General features: G+C 41.7%; 14 protein-coding genes and 1 pseudogene. 9 read left to right on the top strand and 6 right to left on the bottom strand.

Annotated features, from left to right (window positions below; translation table 11 throughout):
* Positions 1-217: 217 nt before the first annotated feature.
* The 3 genes and pseudogenes from gmd to F8R90_RS28010 form a co-directional block, all read right to left on the bottom strand.
* Positions 218-1,177 (bottom strand): annotated as a pseudogene (gene gmd / locus F8R90_RS28020) (GDP-mannose 4,6-dehydratase); the annotation flags it as partial.
* 508 nt (positions 1,178-1,685) lie between these two features.
* Entirely contained in the window at positions 1,686-2,444 is a 759-nt protein-coding gene (locus F8R90_RS28015) for a sugar transferase (protein ID WP_190890087.1), read from the bottom strand.
* A 113-nt stretch (positions 2,445-2,557) separates the two neighbouring features.
* On the bottom strand, positions 2,558-3,700 hold the full coding sequence (locus F8R90_RS28010) for a glycosyltransferase (protein WP_196513404.1): 1,143 nt from the start codon (positions 3,698-3,700) through the stop codon (positions 2,558-2,560).
* 137 nt (positions 3,701-3,837) lie between these two features.
* Here F8R90_RS28010 and F8R90_RS28005 point away from each other — a divergent pair, with 137 nt between their 5' ends.
* The 3 genes from F8R90_RS28005 to F8R90_RS27995 all read left to right on the top strand — a co-directional run bounded on the left by F8R90_RS28005 (position 3,838) and on the right by F8R90_RS27995 (position 6,196).
* Positions 3,838-4,017, top strand: a complete 180-nt coding sequence (locus F8R90_RS28005; RefSeq protein WP_196513403.1) for a hypothetical protein — start codon at positions 3,838-3,840, stop codon at positions 4,015-4,017.
* A complete protein-coding gene (locus F8R90_RS28000; protein WP_196513402.1) occupies positions 4,005-4,943 on the top strand; it encodes an NAD-dependent epimerase/dehydratase family protein in 939 nt (312 codons plus the stop codon). Before F8R90_RS28005 ends, F8R90_RS28000 begins: the two co-directional genes overlap by 13 nt.
* A gap of 377 nt (positions 4,944-5,320) precedes the next feature.
* Positions 5,321-6,196 carry an SMP-30/gluconolactonase/LRE family protein gene (locus F8R90_RS27995; RefSeq protein ID WP_230967008.1) on the top strand — a complete coding sequence of 292 codons (876 nt, stop codon included), beginning with the start codon at positions 5,321-5,323 and terminating at the stop codon, positions 6,194-6,196.
* A 43-nt stretch (positions 6,197-6,239) separates the two neighbouring features.
* Here the strand turns inward: F8R90_RS27995 and F8R90_RS27990 are convergent, their stop codons facing one another.
* Complete coding sequence (locus F8R90_RS27990) at positions 6,240-8,414, bottom strand: DEAD/DEAH box helicase (protein ID WP_196513400.1); 2,175 nt, start codon at positions 8,412-8,414, stop codon at positions 6,240-6,242.
* 189 nt (positions 8,415-8,603) lie between these two features.
* On the opposite strand from F8R90_RS27990, the gene F8R90_RS27985 reads away from it, so the two are divergent.
* A complete protein-coding gene (locus F8R90_RS27985) occupies positions 8,604-9,041 on the top strand; it encodes a DoxX family protein (protein WP_196513399.1) in 438 nt (145 codons plus the stop codon).
* Positions 9,042-9,063: 22 nt separating this feature from the next.
* Positions 9,064-9,630 (top strand): DUF2808 domain-containing protein, encoded by a 567-nt coding sequence (locus tag F8R90_RS27980; protein WP_196513398.1) that lies wholly within the window; start codon positions 9,064-9,066, stop codon positions 9,628-9,630.
* Positions 9,631-9,701: 71 nt separating this feature from the next.
* On the opposite strand, the gene F8R90_RS27975 is transcribed toward F8R90_RS27980, so the two are convergent.
* On the bottom strand, positions 9,702-10,280 hold the full coding sequence (locus F8R90_RS27975; RefSeq protein ID WP_196513397.1) for a Uma2 family endonuclease: 579 nt from the start codon (positions 10,278-10,280) through the stop codon (positions 9,702-9,704).
* Between the two features lie 49 nt (positions 10,281-10,329).
* Here F8R90_RS27975 and F8R90_RS27970 point away from each other — a divergent pair, with 49 nt between their 5' ends.
* From F8R90_RS27970 to F8R90_RS27955, 4 genes are all read left to right on the top strand, one after another.
* Positions 10,330-11,040 carry a TIGR04283 family arsenosugar biosynthesis glycosyltransferase gene (locus F8R90_RS27970; RefSeq protein WP_196513396.1) on the top strand — a complete coding sequence of 237 codons (711 nt, stop codon included), beginning with the start codon at positions 10,330-10,332 and terminating at the stop codon, positions 11,038-11,040.
* Between the two features lie 225 nt (positions 11,041-11,265).
* The gene (locus F8R90_RS27965; protein ID WP_196513395.1) at positions 11,266-12,024 is read left to right on the top strand and encodes a TVP38/TMEM64 family protein; all 759 of its coding nucleotides are present in this window, start codon (positions 11,266-11,268) and stop codon (positions 12,022-12,024) included.
* Positions 11,993-12,871 (top strand): TVP38/TMEM64 family protein, encoded by an 879-nt coding sequence (locus F8R90_RS27960; RefSeq protein WP_230967006.1) that lies wholly within the window; start codon positions 11,993-11,995, stop codon positions 12,869-12,871. The genes F8R90_RS27965 and F8R90_RS27960 overlap by 32 nt, the downstream gene beginning before the upstream one ends.
* 273 nt (positions 12,872-13,144) lie before the next feature.
* Positions 13,145-14,695 (top strand): mercuric reductase, encoded by a 1,551-nt coding sequence (locus F8R90_RS27955; protein WP_196513394.1) that lies wholly within the window; start codon positions 13,145-13,147, stop codon positions 14,693-14,695.
* Positions 14,696-14,734: 39 nt separating this feature from the next.
* Here F8R90_RS27955 and F8R90_RS27950 read toward each other — a convergent pair.
* Positions 14,735-17,185, bottom strand: a 2,451-nt coding sequence (locus tag F8R90_RS27950) for a Calx-beta domain-containing protein (RefSeq protein ID WP_196513393.1), incomplete at its 5' end; no start/stop codon positions are given.

The following is a 17,185-nucleotide window of genomic DNA, read 5'->3' as shown; positions in this document are numbered from 1 at the left end:
GTGTGTGCACGCCGAATTTCTCTGGCTTTTGCTGAACCCTTTTTGACTAGAGCCAGTAGTTCTTCCCTCTGTGATTCACTCAGATTAATTTGATACTTTTTGCTCATACACCCTTTTTCCTTCTTCTGCGATCGCTTGTCTGCTTGTGAATACCAATGCATCCACATTGCTATTTAATCACACTTGATTATAACCCCGCAAAATTAATGGGACAGACCACTAGTTCTTCAAAAGTTACTGATGGTGTCCAGCCTAACTTCTGCCGTGCTTTGGTAGAATCGCCAATTAACAACTCTACCTCAGATGGACGGAGGTAACGCTCATCAAACTCTACATAATCTTGCCAATTGAGATTCACATAACTAAATGCCAGTTCCAAAAACTCCTTCACTGAGTGGGTTTCACCAGTAGCAATTACATAATCATCTGGCTGGTCTTTCTGCAACATCAACCACATTGCTTTAACGTAATCCTTCGCATAACCCCAATCTCGCTTGGCATCTAGATTACCCATATAAATCTTTTTCTGCTTACCAGCAACGATACCAGCCACTGCTCTAGTAATTTTGCGGGTTACAAAGGTTTCACCCCGCCGTGGTGACTCGTGGTTAAAAAGTATGCCATTACAAGCAAACAAATCATAAGACTCACGATAATTTACAGTTTGCCAGTGGGCGTAAACTTTCGCACAGGCATAGGGACTGCGGGGATAAAAGGGCGTTGTCTCAGTTTGCGGTATTGCTTGTACTAGACCGTACATTTCTGAAGAACCCGCCTGGTAAAATCGCACTTGAATTCCGGTACGCTGTTGGTAGTCCCGAATTGCTTCTAACAAACGCAGGGTTCCCATTCCAACAGCGTCCACTGTGTATTCTGGTGAATCAAAGCTGACTCTGACATGGGATTGAGCGCCGAGGTTGTAAATCTCTACTGGTTTGACTTCTTCTAAAATGCGCCGCAACGTTGTACCGTCTGTCAAGTCACCATAGTGAAGAAACAACCGCACTCCCTCTTTGTGCGGGTCTTCATAAATGTGATCGATGCGATCTGTGTTAAAGGTAGAAGTCCGGCGAATGATGCCATGAACCTCATAACCTTGTTCCAACAAAAACTCACTTAGATATGAACCATCTTGACCAGTAATACCAGTAATCAACGCTCGTTTCTGTTGCGTCATGCTCAATTATACCTTATTGTCTTTAGATTAAAAAGTTACAGCCAATCTGATACAACCTAGCAGCTAATTGCTGAATTGCATAATGGGAAACCTACGAGTTATTATTGTTAGGATACTTTTTCGGTAAATAGATATACTTAATAAAAAGTAATTTAACACGTAATATCAACCTTAGATAGATCAAGATTGTTTAATTATGTATATTTCTTGTACTAGATAGATCAAGATTATTTTTGTGTACGTTATTTTTTGGTCAAAACTTTATATATCTCTAGTTTTGTGAAGACTAAATAAAATAAATATAAATATTTTAAATTAGACTTTTGGCAAAAATCCGAATCAAAGCAAAGCTAAGTGTGTATTCACACTTAGAAAAGCCTGAGCTAGCTAGAAAGGCATAAATATGTATATAACTATATAAACAAAGATGAATAGTGGTTCAGTCTTACGGCAAGAATTGGTATTTAGGGGCATTAACTGCCCCACAGAATCGACCCTAAGTAGTGACTCAGTATGCCCCGTTATTTTTGGGCAGAATGACCACATCAACAGTTTTCAAGATGATCCATAAATCAAGCCAGAAATTCCTAAATCGAGCATAATGCAGGTCTATTTGGACTCGCCGAGGGTAGGGAATATCATTACGCCCAGACACCTGCCACAAACCAGTAATTCCTGGACGGATTGTTAAAATCTCATCAATGTGACAACCGTATTTTGGCAGTTCTTCTGCTACTAAAGGTCGGGGGCCGACTACACTCATGTCCCCTTTTAAGACGTTCCAGAACTGGGGAAATTCGTCTAAGCTAGTAATTCGCAAAAATCGACCAATTTTGGTAATCCGGGGGTCTTGTTTCAGCTTAAAACTGCTTTCAAATTCTTGTCGCAACTCGGGCGATGTTTCCATCATTTGCATGAGGATTTCATCCGCATTGCTTACCATTGTTCGGAATTTAATACAATTAAACGCTTTGTAATTTTTCCCTACCCGTTCCTGGATATAAAAAATTGGCCCTTCTGAGCTGAAAGCAATCAGCAAGGTCAAAATTAAGTAGACGGGGAAGAACAAAATTAACACCGACAGCGAAAACACTATGTCAAACAGTCGTTTGGCAAACTCTCCGTTTAAACCCTGAAAAGATAAACCTTTGGGTTTAACTTTTGGCGTCTTTGTTTTTTGACCGCGTTTTAAGAAAGTACGCGTAGACGCTCTAGTGTCTTGCCGTACGCCTCGCTTGCCGGAGAGGAGTGAGCTCTGGGCAGTCATCATACTCCTTAATAATCCACACCACACATAGTCCCAATATTAAAGCCAAAATGATGTGCTTCTGGGGGGAAATTGCCAAAAGCCTAAAAAAAATCAGACATTATCCAAGACCATCATTCCAAAAACGGTCTTTTCTCGTTACACTTCTTTACAAAATCTAGATAACGATCTGCAAAAATTTCCGGTGAAAACTGCGCGGCGTGCGATCGCATATACTCGGAACTGAACGAACCCTCATACACTTCAAACTTTTCTACTGCCTCCACCAAAGCCGCCTCTGTTTGCGTCTTGAAGAATATACCTGTCCCTGTATCCGCACCAGAGCGAATATCTCGCACTGTTTCTAAAGCACCCCCTGCACCGTAGGCAATCACTGGCGTGCCACAGGCCTGTGCTTCCACTAGGGCAATACCAAAATCTTCACAAGCTGCATACACAAACGCCTTAGCCCTAGACATATATTTTTTTACCACATTATCGGGTTGCCATCCCAATATTTGGATATTGGAGTTTGCCATCTCGCGAATCTTGTTCATTTCATCTCCTGTACCAATGACTACTAATGGTCGTTTTAGTTGATTAAAAGCCTTGACAATCAACGATACTTGCTTGTAACTCACTAACCGGGAAACTGTCAGGTAAAAGTCCTCTTTCTCAGACAGAAACGGAAATTCCGCAATATTCACTGGTGGGTAAATGACTGTTGCTTCTCGCCGATAGCAACGCCAAATCCGCCGAGCCGTATGTTGCGAGTTGGCAATGAAGTAATCAACGCGATTGGCACTCAATACATCCCACTGGCGCAAACGATGTAATAAATATCGTGTCACCCATCCAGCGAAACCACTACCCATTTTGCTGTGACGCAGATAATCAAAGGTCAAGTCCCAGGCATAGCGCATAGGGCTGTGGCAGTAGCAAATATGCATCTGTTCGGGAGTGGTAAGGATTCCTTTGGCAACAGCGTGAGATGAAGACAGAATTACGTCATAATGCCGTAAATCAAGTTGTTCAATTGCCAAAGGCCACAAAGGCAAGTATTTTTGTATACCGTTACGGGCATAGGGAAAGTCCTGAAGAAACGTCTTACCAATCTGACGCTTATATAAATAACTTTCAGGATTGCTGGATTCAAAATCAATGAGAGCATACAAATCAGCATCAATGTGATTCAAAATTTCTCGTACAACGAGTTCTGAACCACCGGTGGCTTTGGGTGTCAGCCACTCATGAACCAGAGCATATTTCAAGGGCACAGCTAACTTGAATAAATGGAAAATACAAAAGCCAACTTGATGACGTTAACTGAAAAGTTTCCCCTTGTGATTAATTAACGGGAAGCGCCCCAGATTAGCACATAAGACGCAATCTTTCCCTCAGAGGTTCCAGATGGATGCTGCAACCTGATAATCTCAGATTGGGCATTGCGGCTTGGGGATTGGGCATGGGACATTGGGCATTAGGCATTTTGATTATTCTCCTGCCTCTTAGCCTTTTCCCTAGTCGTCAGTCTCCAGTTCCCAATCCTTTGACGACAACTGATATAGAAATGGTGAATTTATGCGAATTTTAATTATGGGTGGTACTCGGTTCATTGGTGTCTATTTAACTCAACTACTAGTGGAACAAGGACATGAGGTGGTGCTGTTCAATCGTGGAAATAGACCAGCACCTTCTTTACAGGGAGTAGGACAAATTATAGGCGATCGCACTGATGCTACTCAATTAAAAGCAAAGTTATCACAAGAAAACTTTGATGTCATTTTTGACAATAACGGGCGGGAACTTACTGATACTCAACCTCTAGCAGAAATTTTTCAAGGTCGAGTGCAACATTTTGTGTATATGAGTTCTGCGGGAGTATATCTCAAATCTGACCAATTGCCCCATGTAGAAGGTGATCCAGTAGATCCTAAAAGTCGCCATAAGGGTAAACATGAAACAGAAGCTTACTTGACTCAATTGGGATTGCCCTTTACCTCTATTCGTCCTACTTATATTTACGGGCCTCGTAATTATAATCAGTTGGAAGGTTGGTTTTTTGACAGAATTGTGCGTGATCGCCCCATTCCAATCCCCGGAAATGGGTTGCACATCACGCAGCTAGGTCATGTAAAAGACTTAGCACAGGCAATGGCTCAGGTTTTGGGTAATGAACAAGCCATAGGACAGATTTATAATATCTCTGGCGATCGCTTTGTCACTTTTGATGGTTTAGCCCGTGCTAGTGCGATCGCGGCTGGTAAATCACCTGATGCTGTAAAAATCGTTCATTACGACCCGAAAAAGTTTGATTTCGGCAAGCGCAAAGCTTTTCCAATGCGAGTACAGCATTTCTTTGCTTCGGTGAACAAAGCGCAAACAGAATTAAACTGGCAACCTGAATATGATTTAATTTCTGGGTTACAAGACTCTCTGGAAAATGATTATTTGGCTAATGCGAAAGACAAAGCTGATGTTGATTTCTCTGTAGATGAGGAGATTTTACAAGCTGTTTAAGAAGAAGATTTCCAACTTATCTAAGAGGATGTCTGAAAAGTTCTTTTGTATAGGCCTAACCCTTAGAGATCCCCCTAACTCCTCCTTTTTAAGGGGGACTTTAAGACTGTTATTCCCCATTTATTAAGGGGGTTACGGGTGATCAAGAAATATTTGATACTTCTCAGACATCCTCTAAAAAATTGGGAATCTGAGCATTAGTCAAAAGGATGAGTTTTTCTTTTACCTGGGAAAGACGCAATTCATCACGTCTTTAGTTTTTACTTGAATATAAATAATATTTTTGCCTGTTGTCTATAAGTAAGCAAACCTTTTTGAATGCATTGCGTCAATTTCACTGAAATTGCTTTCTGTAAATGGTGTTGTTGGTTAATATAATGAACAAGTTGCAATATCCACTCCATAATGTTCTAGAAGCCCGTGCCCGCTTAGGTGAAGGCCCCATGTGGGACTCTAGCCAAAACCTACTGTACTGGGTCGATATTTTTAACCATCGGGTGCATCAGTTTCATCCTGCCACAGGGAAAAACTGCTTTTTTGATGTCGGAGATGTTGTAGGTGCGATCGCAACAGCAGGTGTAGATAGATTAATTATCGCACTGCGCCATCACCTGGCATTTCTCAACACCCAGACAGGTGAAGTTAATACCATTTTGGAAATTGAAGAAAATCTACCGGATAACCGTCTCAATGATGGTAAATTTGACCCTCAAGGTCGTTTTTGGTTCGGCTCAATGTGTACTTTGGAAAAACCCCAGGCTAGCCTCTATCGCTATGATCAAGACGGTTCATTGCATGTGATGGAAACGGAATTGACTATCTCTAATGGTCTGGGCTGGAGTCCCGATCAAAAGACATTTTACTTAACAGATTCTCCTCAGCAAAAAATATACGCTTACGACTTTAATTCACTAACAGGAAACATTACTAATCGTCGGATCTTTGTTGATTTAACTAATGAACCCTTCTACCCAGATGGGTTGACAATAGACAGTGAAGGACATATTTGGTCAGCTATGTGGGATGGATGGTGTGTGATTCGTTTCACCCCCAAGGGTGAAGAGATATTACGGGTAAAGCTACCTGTACAATTGCCAACCAGTTGTACTTTTGGAGGCGAGGATTTGCAAACACTCTACATTACTACTGCTTCAGTAGGACTGAGCCAAGCAGAGATCGAAAAAAGTTTCTACGCTGGTGATTTGTTTACTCTCGAAACTGATGTTACTGGATTACCTACTAATAATTTTTAGGAATTTTAGCAATTTTCAGGGAATTAAAGGATTTTACTGTTGTTTATTCTCTCCATGAAACCACTTGCTGTTTGAGTTCTCTCATATCTAAATAATCGCTAGCAAAAGCTTTTCGTAAAAGTGGATGAGGAATAAATTGATCATACTTTTGAATTTCTGGTGCTTCTGAAGTACTGAGTAAATCTTCTGAGGTAATTCTTTGCTCACACAATGAAGCAATTTCATGATAAAGATATTTAAATTTATCCTTGCCTAATTTAATTATTAAATAATAGGGATTTACTCCGCCGATACTTGTAATTTCCAATGATTCTCGACAGTAAGAGTTGAGTAATCTTTCTAAGGTGCGGTAAGCAACCGTACCCATCCAAGGAAAGATGCAGCATTTACCTTTTTCCAATTGCAAGATATTTTGTTTATCTAATCCAACCTGCTGCACCAATTGACGGACTTGACGTAAACGTTGCAAAGCATTTTTTTGCAAATAGCTGTACTCGACATTATCAAATAGAACCTGTTGCATTCGTCGCAAAACTTTGGTGTGAATAGTACCACTACCACCACGCCAATAAATACTAGCTTTCCCCTCGGCTTGTTTAACAAAAATAGCCTTCTTTTTAAAGTCAACTTCTACGACTTCCCAAGTTCTCCCAGCTAAAGCAAATTGATTCCCAACAGCAGGCGGCGTGACAATACTGCCAATTTGCGTTGCACCTTGCTTAACAATATATTCTTGCTGTTCAGCAAAGACAGCATAAAATTGGAATTTTCTTACAATCTTTTCTCCTACTAAACCCAAGATTAATTTACCTTGTTCAGTATGCTGAATATGACCAATATCAATTAAATAGCGTAGTAATAATTGAAAATCCTCTTTGGAAATAGCAGTAAAAGGCGGCAGGCTAAAAACTTGTTTAGCTAGTGCATTAGGTGAAATTTCCCCCATTGCTGTTAAAATACTCATTGTTTGGTGATAAAGCAAACTAAAAGGATATTTAATCGGTCTGATTGGTTCAATCCATTGCTCCTCTAAATAAAGCTGAATTATAGCGATAGACTGCAAAAGTTGCCAGGGTATTTGCTCTGGTAGAGAAGCTTCTGATAATGGTTGATCTTCGGCGCAGATAAAGCGCATATCGGCAGCTTCACCTCTTCTGCCGCTACGTCCTAAACGCTGTAAAAAGCTAGCTACAGACAACGGTGATTCTAACTGAATAACTCGCTCTAAGTGACCGATATCTATACCTAATTCTAAAGTCAGAGTAGCGGCGGTAACTGCTGGATTGTTGGGTCCGCGCATCGCGTTTTCAGCTGCTTGCCGTAAGCTAGCAGATATACTCCCATGATGCACATGATATATATCTGGTAGCCCTTGTTCTGTGGCAATTTGTCGCAAAGATGCGATTACAGATTCGGTGCGTGTGCGATTATTAGCAAATATTAGGCATTTGCGAGATTTGCTGAGGTTGAAAATATATTGTTCATAATCTGTTGCCTCTGATTCATCTACTTCATCAGTAATATAAAAATGTTCTAAAGCTAGTTTGATTTGGCGTTTTATCCCGTCAGTTTTCGGCGTAATGACTGGCTTATCTGTTCCTGATCGCAACCATTCTTCAGCTAGTGAGTAATCACCAAGAGTTGCCGACAAACCAATACGGCGCGGTTGCTTTTGCGTCAACTTTGCTAAACGTTGTAATTGGCAAATAATTTGACAACCGCGTTCCGAACCCATAAAGGCGTGAATTTCATCAATGATGACAAATCTTAAGTCACCAAATAAGCGGAGGAGGTCGTTATTTTTGTTAATTAACAAACTTTCTAGAGATTCTGGTGTAATTTGAAGAATGCCTTGAGGATTCTTTAAAAGCTTGTTTTTGCGACTTTGAGAAACATCACCGTGCCAGTGCCAAACTGGAATGTCTGCTTCTTTAAGTAAGTCGTTGAGGCGCTCAAATTGATCGTTAATTAAAGCTTTGATTGGACTAATATATAATGCCCCTATGGTTGCAGCAGGGTTGGCATGTAATAGAGTCAAAACTGGGAGAAAGGCTGCTTCTGTTTTACCCGCAGCAGTTGCAGCAGTAACGAGCAAATGAGCATCGGTGTCAAATATAACTTGACAAGCGGCAATTTGAACTGGCCGCAATTCAGTCCACTGGTGATGATAAATATATTCCTGAATGAAGGGTGCAAGTCGGTTAAAGGCATCGCTCATATTTTTATGAATAATTGGATTAAAGAATCAGTCGCTTACTTGTAAGATGTGATCGGCAATTAGATAAATCTCTTAATTAAGTGGTATTTTGGAAATTTTTGTCAATTTTTCCTCCTATTGACTCAAGTCAGATTAACATCTGTCAGTCAAACTTAAGTAATAGACACAAGTATATAATGAGTCAAAATCATGAATAAGTATAAGGAAGTATTACGAGTAATTTTTGCTATATGCATCATTGTGGTTGGAGTGACACACTTCCTTGTTCCGGAAGAATATGCCAAAATTGTTCCACCACGACTACCTTACCCTTTAGGATTAGTTTATCTGAGTGGCTTTTATGAAATTTTGGGTGGTATCGGTTTATTAGTCCCGCCTGTAAGTCAAGCTGCTGCTTGGGGACTTCTTGCTCTTTTTATTGCTGTTTACCCTGCCAATATTAATATGGCGGTTAATCTTATTAAGATTGAACATATACCAAATTCACCTTGGCTACACGTATTCAGACTTCCCTTTCAAGCAGTTTTAATTGCTTGGGCTTGGTGGTACACGAAATCTTCTGATTGGGAAAAACAAGCTTCTATTATACCCAAGTCGCTCATTCCCAAAGAACTAAAATTGAAATGAGGGCGTTTTTTGTATCTGAATCATGCGCGTTGCAACTTTGTTGGGGATAACACTTTCGTTAGCAATTGGTATTGGGGGAGTTGTTGTTCCGATGACTCAAGCGGTGCAGCTTAGGGATGGCAAAGTCTACTTTGTCCAACCGCCAAAACTTGTTGAGGCGACAACTACTTATAAAGATGTGAATGTTTGGGGCGCAACTTACTATTTCACGATTAACGTGCCGGAGAATGCTGGAGAATCCCTCCAGAAGGTAACGATCGCACAAAAAGAAGGAGCAGAAAACATCCGCTATGATCTTCATGATACCCGCGCCTTTGTCGGAACGAGCGAGCGCAAAGAATCTCGGCTAACACTAGGCCCAGTCACCAGGGAACGCGAGACGCGCACAGTTACTGTGAACTTTGAACCGCCTGTCACTCCGGGACAGACAGTTACAATCGCCCTCCGCCCTGTGAAAAATCCCAGCTTTTCTGGTGTCTATTTACTGGGTGTGACAGCGTTCCCAGTGGGTGAGAAATCCCACGGACAATTTCTCGGCTTTGGACGGTTTCAGTTTTACAACAATAGAAGTCACTGGTGGTTTCCATAAGCATTACGATGTCAATGCTATGAACAACCCTGTAACCCACATTTCGCAGGTGCGAGTGCGATAGCAAATATTTATCCCCAGATTATTTGCAAATTTAAAATAAATCCTGGTAAAACATCTTCTCCCGATAATTCTTGGGGAGATGCTAGTGTTTCTATTGGTTTACCAATACGATAGATTTCTACCTGACGCATTTTCGGATTAATTAACCAGCCTAATTTAACTCCGTTATCGATATATTCCTGCATTTTGGCTTGCGTTTCTCGCAAACTATCACTTGGTGAAATTAACTCTAAAACAAAATCTGGAGCAATGGGCGGGAATTTTTCTTGTTCTTCAGGTGTGAGTGAATTCCATCTCTCTTTTCTTATCCAAGCTACATCAGGAGAACGGTTTGCACCATTGGGAAGTTTAAAGCAGGTAGAAGAATCAAAGCAAATTCCTAGTTTAGTTTGGCGATTCCAAATCACACAATCTGCCGAAATTTCTGAGTTGCGATTTCCTGTTTCTCCGCCTGTGGGTGGCATTATTAGTAGTTTTCCCTCTGCATTCCGTTCAAATTTGACTTCAGGGTTTTCCCGACAGAGTTGATAAAATTGGTTGTCGGTAAGTTGAATGATGGGGTTCAAGTTGACGGTGATAGCTGTCATGGGGATTATCTTGAGGATGACATCAACTTTAGCTAAATTGTAAGCAATTATGAGTCAGAATATTGACGCAGCTAGAATTTCTATTATTATTCCGACTCTTAATGAAGCAGGGAATATCAAAGAAGCAATTGCAACTACTCAACCCAATACAAATATAGAAGTAATCATCGTAGATGGTGGCTCCAAAGATGACACTATAGAAATAGCTGAGTCTTTAGGTGTCAAAGTTATCTCATCGTCTCCAGGTCGTGCTGCTCAAATGAACAGGGGTGCTGTAGCTGCTACCGGGGAGATTCTGCTCTTTCTCCATGCAGATACCTGTTTACCTGCTGGGTTTGATAACATGGTTCGCACAGCGTTACAACAGCCTGGGACTGTGGCTGGTGCGTTTAAATTGCGGATTGATGCATCACTTTTAAGTTTACGATGGGTGGAGTGGGGAATAAATGTGCGATCGCATTTTTATCAAATGCCATACGGCGACCAAGCAATTTTTTTTACAAAAGCAGTATTTCAGCAAATTGGCGGTTTTCCTGAATTGCCTATCATGGAAGACTTTGAACTCATGCGTCGGTTAAAACGCATAGGACGCATTGTAATTATCCCCACACCAGTTATTACTTCAGCTCGTAGATGGTTGCAAAAGGGAGTGCTCAAAACCACTCTACTTAATCAAATAGTAATTACTGCTTATTTACTTGGCGTTTCCCCTGAGCGTATTCGTCGCTGGTATCGCCGAGAAAAATTTAAGAGAATTTAAGCTGTTTCTCATCTGGGTGATATATCTTAAGGGCATTGGATTTGAAGTATTAAGGGTCATAACACGAAGCTTCAGGTTCTAAACACCAAGTTTCAAGTTCTGAACACGAACTTTCAAGTTCTGAACACGAAGCTTCAGGTTCTGAACACGAAATTTCAAGTTCTGAACACGAAGCTTCAGGTTCTAAACACGAAATTTCAGATTCTAAATGTAAAACTTATAAAAATGAGGAAGCTTGTATTAAATCCCAAACTCAAACTACTACTCTTAAGTTGCCTAATTGCCACTCTTATAATTGTCGCTAAACAATTTAACTTTCAGGGACTTTTACAAACCTCAGTCATTTGGGTTGAGAGTCTTGGCGTTTTAGGGCCTATCGCTTACATAGTCATTTACAACTTGGCAACATTACTGTTTATACCCGGTTCCCTCCTAACGCTCAAAGGCGGTTGTCTGTTTGGAGTATTTTGGGGGTCAATATATGTGCTAATTGCTGCAATAGTCGGAGCAACCTTGGCTTTTATCATTGGACGCTACCTTTCACGAGATTGGGTTTCTCGACTAATGGAAAAACATCCTAAATTTAAAGCAATTGATTTGGCAGTTGCTAAAGAAGGATGGAAAATTGTCTTGTTGACTCGTCTCTGTCCCGTTTTTCCTTTCAATTTATTGAATTATGCTTTTGGAGTAACACAGGTTTCCCTCAAAGACTATATATTAGGTTCCTTTGGTATCATTCCCGGTACTTTGATGTACGTTTATATTGGTTCGTTAGCTGGTAATCTTGCCATGATTGACACGGCTCATCAACCAATTACTCCAGAAACTCAAGTCTGGCAATGGATAATGCGAGTAGTTGGGTTGATTGCTACCGTTGCCGTGACTGTATATATCACAAAAGTTGCTCAAAAAGCTTTAGCTCAAAGTGTGGCATTAGAAGAAATCACAACCCATGACAAAACTAACAATCATTCAGATATTTAAAAATATAGGGGTTCTCGTTTATGTGAGGTACACCCGTAGGGGCACGGCAGTGCCGTGCCCCTACACTTGGCGATATAATTTTGTACCACATCTGAGTGGGAACCGCTATATTGATGCCAGAAACTTGCAGAGGTTTTTCAGCTTAAGTGGATTAATATTACTGCTATTGGCGATCGCTTTCGCATTAAACACAGACCCGGCTTTGGCACAAGAATCTGCAAATCCAAATTCTTTTAATCCCCAAGCCATTTTACGGGACTCGTTGCAATGGATTGATAGCCTGGGTGCATTAGGAGCCATAGCTTTTATTGCTCTTTACATTATCGCTACCGTCGCTTTTTTCCCAGGTTCTATTCTCACCTTGGGAGCGGGTGTGATTTTTGGTGCAGTTTGGGGTTCTCTCTACGTGTTTATCGGTGCAACCCTTGGCGCTACTGCTGCTTTTCTTGTGGGACGTTATTTAGCAAGGGGCTGGATTGCTCGGAAAATCGCAGATAACAAAAAATTTGCCGCCATTGACCAAGCGGTTGGTAGAGAAGGATTAAAAATTGTCCTGTTAACGCGATTGTCCCCGATATTTCCTTTCAATTTATTAAATTATGCCTTTGGCATCACAGGAGTCTCACTTAAAGATTACTTTATCGGCTCTGTAGGCATGGTTCCTGGAACCATTATGTACGTTTATATTGGTTCCCTTGCAGGCAATCTTGCCATGATTGGTACTGAAGCTCAACCTACCAACCCGACTTTGCAATGGGCAATTAGGATTTTGGGTTTGATTGCTACAGTAGCTGTGACAGTTTATGTCACCCGGATTGCACGCAAAGCTTTAGAAAATGAATTGTAAGGGCGTACAATTCTTACGCCCTTACTGCCGTCTATTGAACTGCAAATTGCTGTAAATTATCGATTACTGAAATGTTTATACAGGAAAGCTTCAATCGTATTTGTCAATTCTCAAACGGACAAAACAGTTCAAAGGTTGTATTCGTTATTAAACAAGCATAAAAAATAAAAGACTGAGCCGCCTAAGTTTACCGGAATTTTGAATTTTGAATTTTGAATTTCCTTAAAAGGCAGTTGACTTTAGTATTTTCAATTCTTAAGAGGGGTTTAGCCAATGACCAATTCAGATTTAGAGAGAGTTACGGTTCGCCCAACAGATGAGTATAACCAAAAGTTGGTGTCTTACGTTCATCCGCCAAATTGGGTTAATCCTGAACCGGCAGATGTCTACGATTTGGTAGTAATTGGGGCTGGTACGGCGGGTTTAGTGGTGGCTGCGGGGGCGGCGGGTCTGGATTTGGGTTTAAAAGTGGCGATAATTGAAAAGCATCTCATGGGTGGAGATTGCTTAAATGTTGGTTGCGTACCATCTAAAACTATTATTCGGTCTGCTCGCGTGGTTGGGGAAATTTGGGATGCTCAAAACTTGGGAGTTAATATTCCCAAACATAATATTGATGTTGATTTTCCCAAAGTTATGGCAAGAATGCGACGAATAAGGGCTGATATTAGCCATAACGACTCGGCGGAGCGGTTTAAAAACTTGGGTGTGGATGTCTTTTTAGGTAACGGTCGATTTGCGAGTAAAAATACCGTAGAAGTTGGCGACAAAACCCTCCGATTTAAAAAAGCTGTGATTGCGACTGGCGCAAGAGCTGCACAATTGTCGATTCCGGGAATTGAAAAGGCGGGTTATCTAACTAATGAGACGGTTTTTTCGCTGATTCAACGACCGGAACGTTTAGCGGTGATTGGTGGCGGCCCCATTGGTTGCGAATTGGCGCAAGCTTTCCGGCGCTTGGGTTCTGAGGTGGTACTTTTCCATAGCGGTTCTCATCTTCTGAATAAAGAAGATGCTGAGGCTGCCAAAATTCTGCAAAAGGTCTTAATTAACGAAGGAATTCGCGTGGTGCTGAATTCCAAGTTGGAAGAAGTGGTAACTGTCACAGAGGGGAAACGGCTTTACTTTTCCTCCAATGGTCATCGAGATTCGGTAACAGTAGATGAAATTTTAGTTGGTGCGGGGCGATCGCCAAATGTGGAAGGTTTGAATTTAGAATCAGTGGGGGTGGAATACGACAAGCGCCAAGGTGTGAAGGTAAATGATTATCTCCAGACGACCAATCCCAAAATTTATGCGGCTGGCGATATCTGTATGAACTGGAAGTTTACCCATGCTGCTGATGCAGCAGCGCGGATTGTGATTAAGAATACGCTGTTTTCTCCCTTTGGCTTAGGACGCTCCAAACTCAGTAGTCTGGTAATGCCGTGGGTAACTTACACTGACCCAGAAATTGCCCATGTTGGGTTGTATGAACACGAGGCGCAGAAATTGGGTATTCAGGTGACGACAATCAACATACCTTTTAGTAGTGTAGACCGAGCGATCGCAGATGGTGAAGAATCAGGATTTGTCAAAATCCATCATAAAAAGGGGTCTGATGAAATTATCGGTGCAACTATTGTCGCCAGTCATGCAGGTGAAATGATCTCGGAAATAACTACGGCAATGGTGAATAAGATCGGCTTGAGTAAGTTAAGCAGTGTGATTCATCCTTATCCCACTCAAGCCGAAGCGATTAAAAAAGCCGCTGATGCTTATCGTCGTACACTTTTGACATCAAATACCAAAAAATTGTTGGGATTTCTGACAAAGTTATCTTGAGCAAAATGATCCTATGGGACTCCTATTTAATTTTGAACTTTAAACAGGTTCCCAGCTATCAATCTTACCTAATGCCAAGTCTACGTAGTAAAGCTTGCCATCATCTCCAGCCCTAATATCCACAGGGGCCCCTCCAGTAGAAGCAAACTGTGTAGTTGAGGCAACTTTACCCTGATTGTCCAAGGTTAAAGCAGTGATAGTTCCTTTGGTGGGATTACCGATAAACAAAGCATTGTTAAAGCCACCACCCGTGTAAAAATCACCTACAATGATCGAAGTCGCACCGTTTGAATGATCATAGGCGTAAATGGGTGGTGTAGCGGTTTTGCCAGCAGTATTGTAGAACTCTGCCGCTGAATCTAGTTGAGAATAAACGAATTGTTTGAGGTTGACGAGATTGCCATTTGAATCATATCCACCCTCAAAGTATGGCCAGCCAAAGTTTTTGCCTGGCCCACCAGTATTCACCTCTTCCCAAGAGTACCAGCCCACATCGCCGATAAAGGGAATATTGCTTTCTTGATTTATGGCGATGCGGAAGGCATTACGCACACCTGAGTTATAGACTTTAGAACGATTACTATTGGGATCACCGTTGTAGTAAGGATTAGTTGATAAACCTTGACCAGTAATGGCATCAATGTGCAGGATCTTGCCGGACAGATTATCAATATCCTGGACGCGAACTGCTCGGGGGTCGGCTCGGTTATAGGAAGTAGCATCACCAAGGCTCACAAACAGAGTCCCATCGTTACCAAAGCGCACGCTACCAACAGAGTGAGTTGAACTGTCGGTGGCGATAAAATCCTGGACGTTGGTAATGTTGTTGTTTTTGATAGCGTTGAGATAATCCTGGACATTGGCAAATAGCTGGCCAGTTGTTTTGTTTTTAATACCTGATGGCCCAGCGTTCTTTGTTTCGTCAGTAATATTAACCGCTGTGCTGTCAGTGTCTGGGCGGCTGATGTTGTCCCAAGTGCTATTTTTGCCTAATAATATCACTTGACTGCCTGCGATCGCAGTTTTGTAACCAGTATTTGGGTCAGCTTTCACCCGAACTAGCCGTGCTGCACGGTTACCTCCCCTATCGGGATTGTCTAAGTTGCTATTAGGATTGTTCTTGGGATTGTTTGGATTGGTTTCTACTGGATCGTAGGTAAATAACAGATAAACGTAGTTGTTGCCGTTCGCACTCTTGCCAAAATCTGGATGTACGGCCATGCCTAACAAACCGCGATCGCTTATATTATTTACCTCTGAAGAAATATCGATAAATGGTTTTGCTTCTAAGGTGTTGGTGACGGTGTTAAACACCTTTACTATCCCATCTTTTTGGGCAATGAACATGAGCTTATTGTCAGCTGACCAGTCAAACTCTGTGGGTTGATCTAACCCAGAAACCAAAGTGTTTTTATTAAAACTGGAGTCATTACCGAAGATAGTTATAGTTGCCGCCGGATTACTAGGCAATACCATCCCAACTGCATTACTAAACTTCAAAGTAAATGCTTCATCTGCTTCCTGAATGGTGTCATCCTTAATGGCAATCAAAATGTTCTTGCTGGTTTCTCCTATTGCAAAGGTCAAGGTTCCAGATATAGCCTGGTAGTCAGAGCCAGCTTTAGCTGTTCCATCAACGGTTGTATAGTTGACACTTGCAGCCCCCGAACCGTTAGCCCGTGTAACTTTTATCGTGGCATTACCGACATTTTCATTAACTTGTGGCTGAGTAAAACTTAGACTTTGACCATCATTGTCTTGAATCGTAATTCCCAAAGTTCTTTGGGTTCCTAGTGTTGCTCCCTCTGGCTGATCAATGAGGAAACTAAAGGCTTTATCTGTTTCTATGATGTTATCGTTAACGATTCGAATTGCTACCTGTTTGCTAGTTTCTCCTGGTGCAAAGGTGAGTGTCCCCTCGACTTCCTCGCCTCCATTGCCGTAGTCATCCCCTACTTTTGCAGTACCACTTTGAGTGGCATACTTAATTGAAGATGTACCGCTTAGATCACCACTTCGCAGCACAGTCAAGGTTACAGTCCCGTCACCTTCGTTCACAATGGTGGAAGATGATCCTAATGTAATGGTGGGCTGAAGAGCTGGTGAATACAGTTGGGACTGGGGAATGATTTCTTTGGTCTGAGAGGAGCTTGACCAAGCTAGTTGGGAAACAGCAGAGTACTGATTTTCGTAGTATTCGAGTTTAATCTCGTACTTTTGACCTGCAACCAGTGCGATCGCGCCACTGTATTCTGTGGCGGATTGATTGACAAACTTATTGATGATTTGCTGACCATTCACCCACAGTCGCACCCCATCATCACTAGTGGTGTAGAAATTGTAAGTCTCGCTGTACTTGGCTTGTACCTGACCTGTCCAACGCACTGAGAACGTATCTGCACCAATGGACGGATCTGGAGAAACACCACCCCAGTTAAAGTTCACCGTCGCATCTGTGCGAGTTTGCTTCAGGTTGGTGAAGTCGATGTT

The organism is Nostoc sp. NZL, from assembly GCF_015714705.1.
Lineage (GTDB): Bacteria > Cyanobacteriota > Cyanobacteriia > Cyanobacteriales > Nostocaceae > Nostoc > Nostoc foliaceum_A.
Note: the sequence above shows the minus strand (reverse complement) of the source record. Positions and strands in the feature narration are given on the sequence as shown.

Excerpts from the sequence above, each read along its gene's own strand:
- F8R90_RS28000 (WP_196513402.1), top strand. The coding sequence starts at position 4,005 with ATGCGAATTTTAATTATGGGTGGTACTCGGTTCATTGGTGTCTATTTA.
- F8R90_RS27955 (WP_196513394.1), top strand. The coding sequence starts at position 13,145 with ATGACCAATTCAGATTTAGAGAGAGTTACGGTTCGCCCAACAGATGAG.
- F8R90_RS28015 (WP_190890087.1), bottom strand. The coding sequence starts at position 2,444 with ATGACTGCCCAGAGCTCACTCCTCTCCGGCAAGCGAGGCGTACGGCAA.
- F8R90_RS27960 (WP_230967006.1), top strand. The coding sequence starts at position 11,993 with ATGACAAAACTAACAATCATTCAGATATTTAAAAATATAGGGGTTCTC.
- F8R90_RS27975 (WP_196513397.1), bottom strand. The coding sequence starts at position 10,280 with ATGACAGCTATCACCGTCAACTTGAACCCCATCATTCAACTTACCGAC.
- F8R90_RS27995 (WP_230967008.1), top strand. The coding sequence starts at position 5,321 with ATGAACAAGTTGCAATATCCACTCCATAATGTTCTAGAAGCCCGTGCC.
- F8R90_RS27965 (WP_196513395.1), top strand. The coding sequence starts at position 11,266 with ATGAGGAAGCTTGTATTAAATCCCAAACTCAAACTACTACTCTTAAGT.
- F8R90_RS27980 (WP_196513398.1), top strand. The coding sequence starts at position 9,064 with ATGCGCGTTGCAACTTTGTTGGGGATAACACTTTCGTTAGCAATTGGT.
- F8R90_RS27990 (WP_196513400.1), bottom strand. The coding sequence starts at position 8,414 with ATGAGCGATGCCTTTAACCGACTTGCACCCTTCATTCAGGAATATATT.
- F8R90_RS28005 (WP_196513403.1), top strand. The coding sequence starts at position 3,838 with ATGCTGCAACCTGATAATCTCAGATTGGGCATTGCGGCTTGGGGATTG.
- F8R90_RS27985 (WP_196513399.1), top strand. The coding sequence starts at position 8,604 with ATGAATAAGTATAAGGAAGTATTACGAGTAATTTTTGCTATATGCATC.
- F8R90_RS27970 (WP_196513396.1), top strand. The coding sequence starts at position 10,330 with ATGAGTCAGAATATTGACGCAGCTAGAATTTCTATTATTATTCCGACT.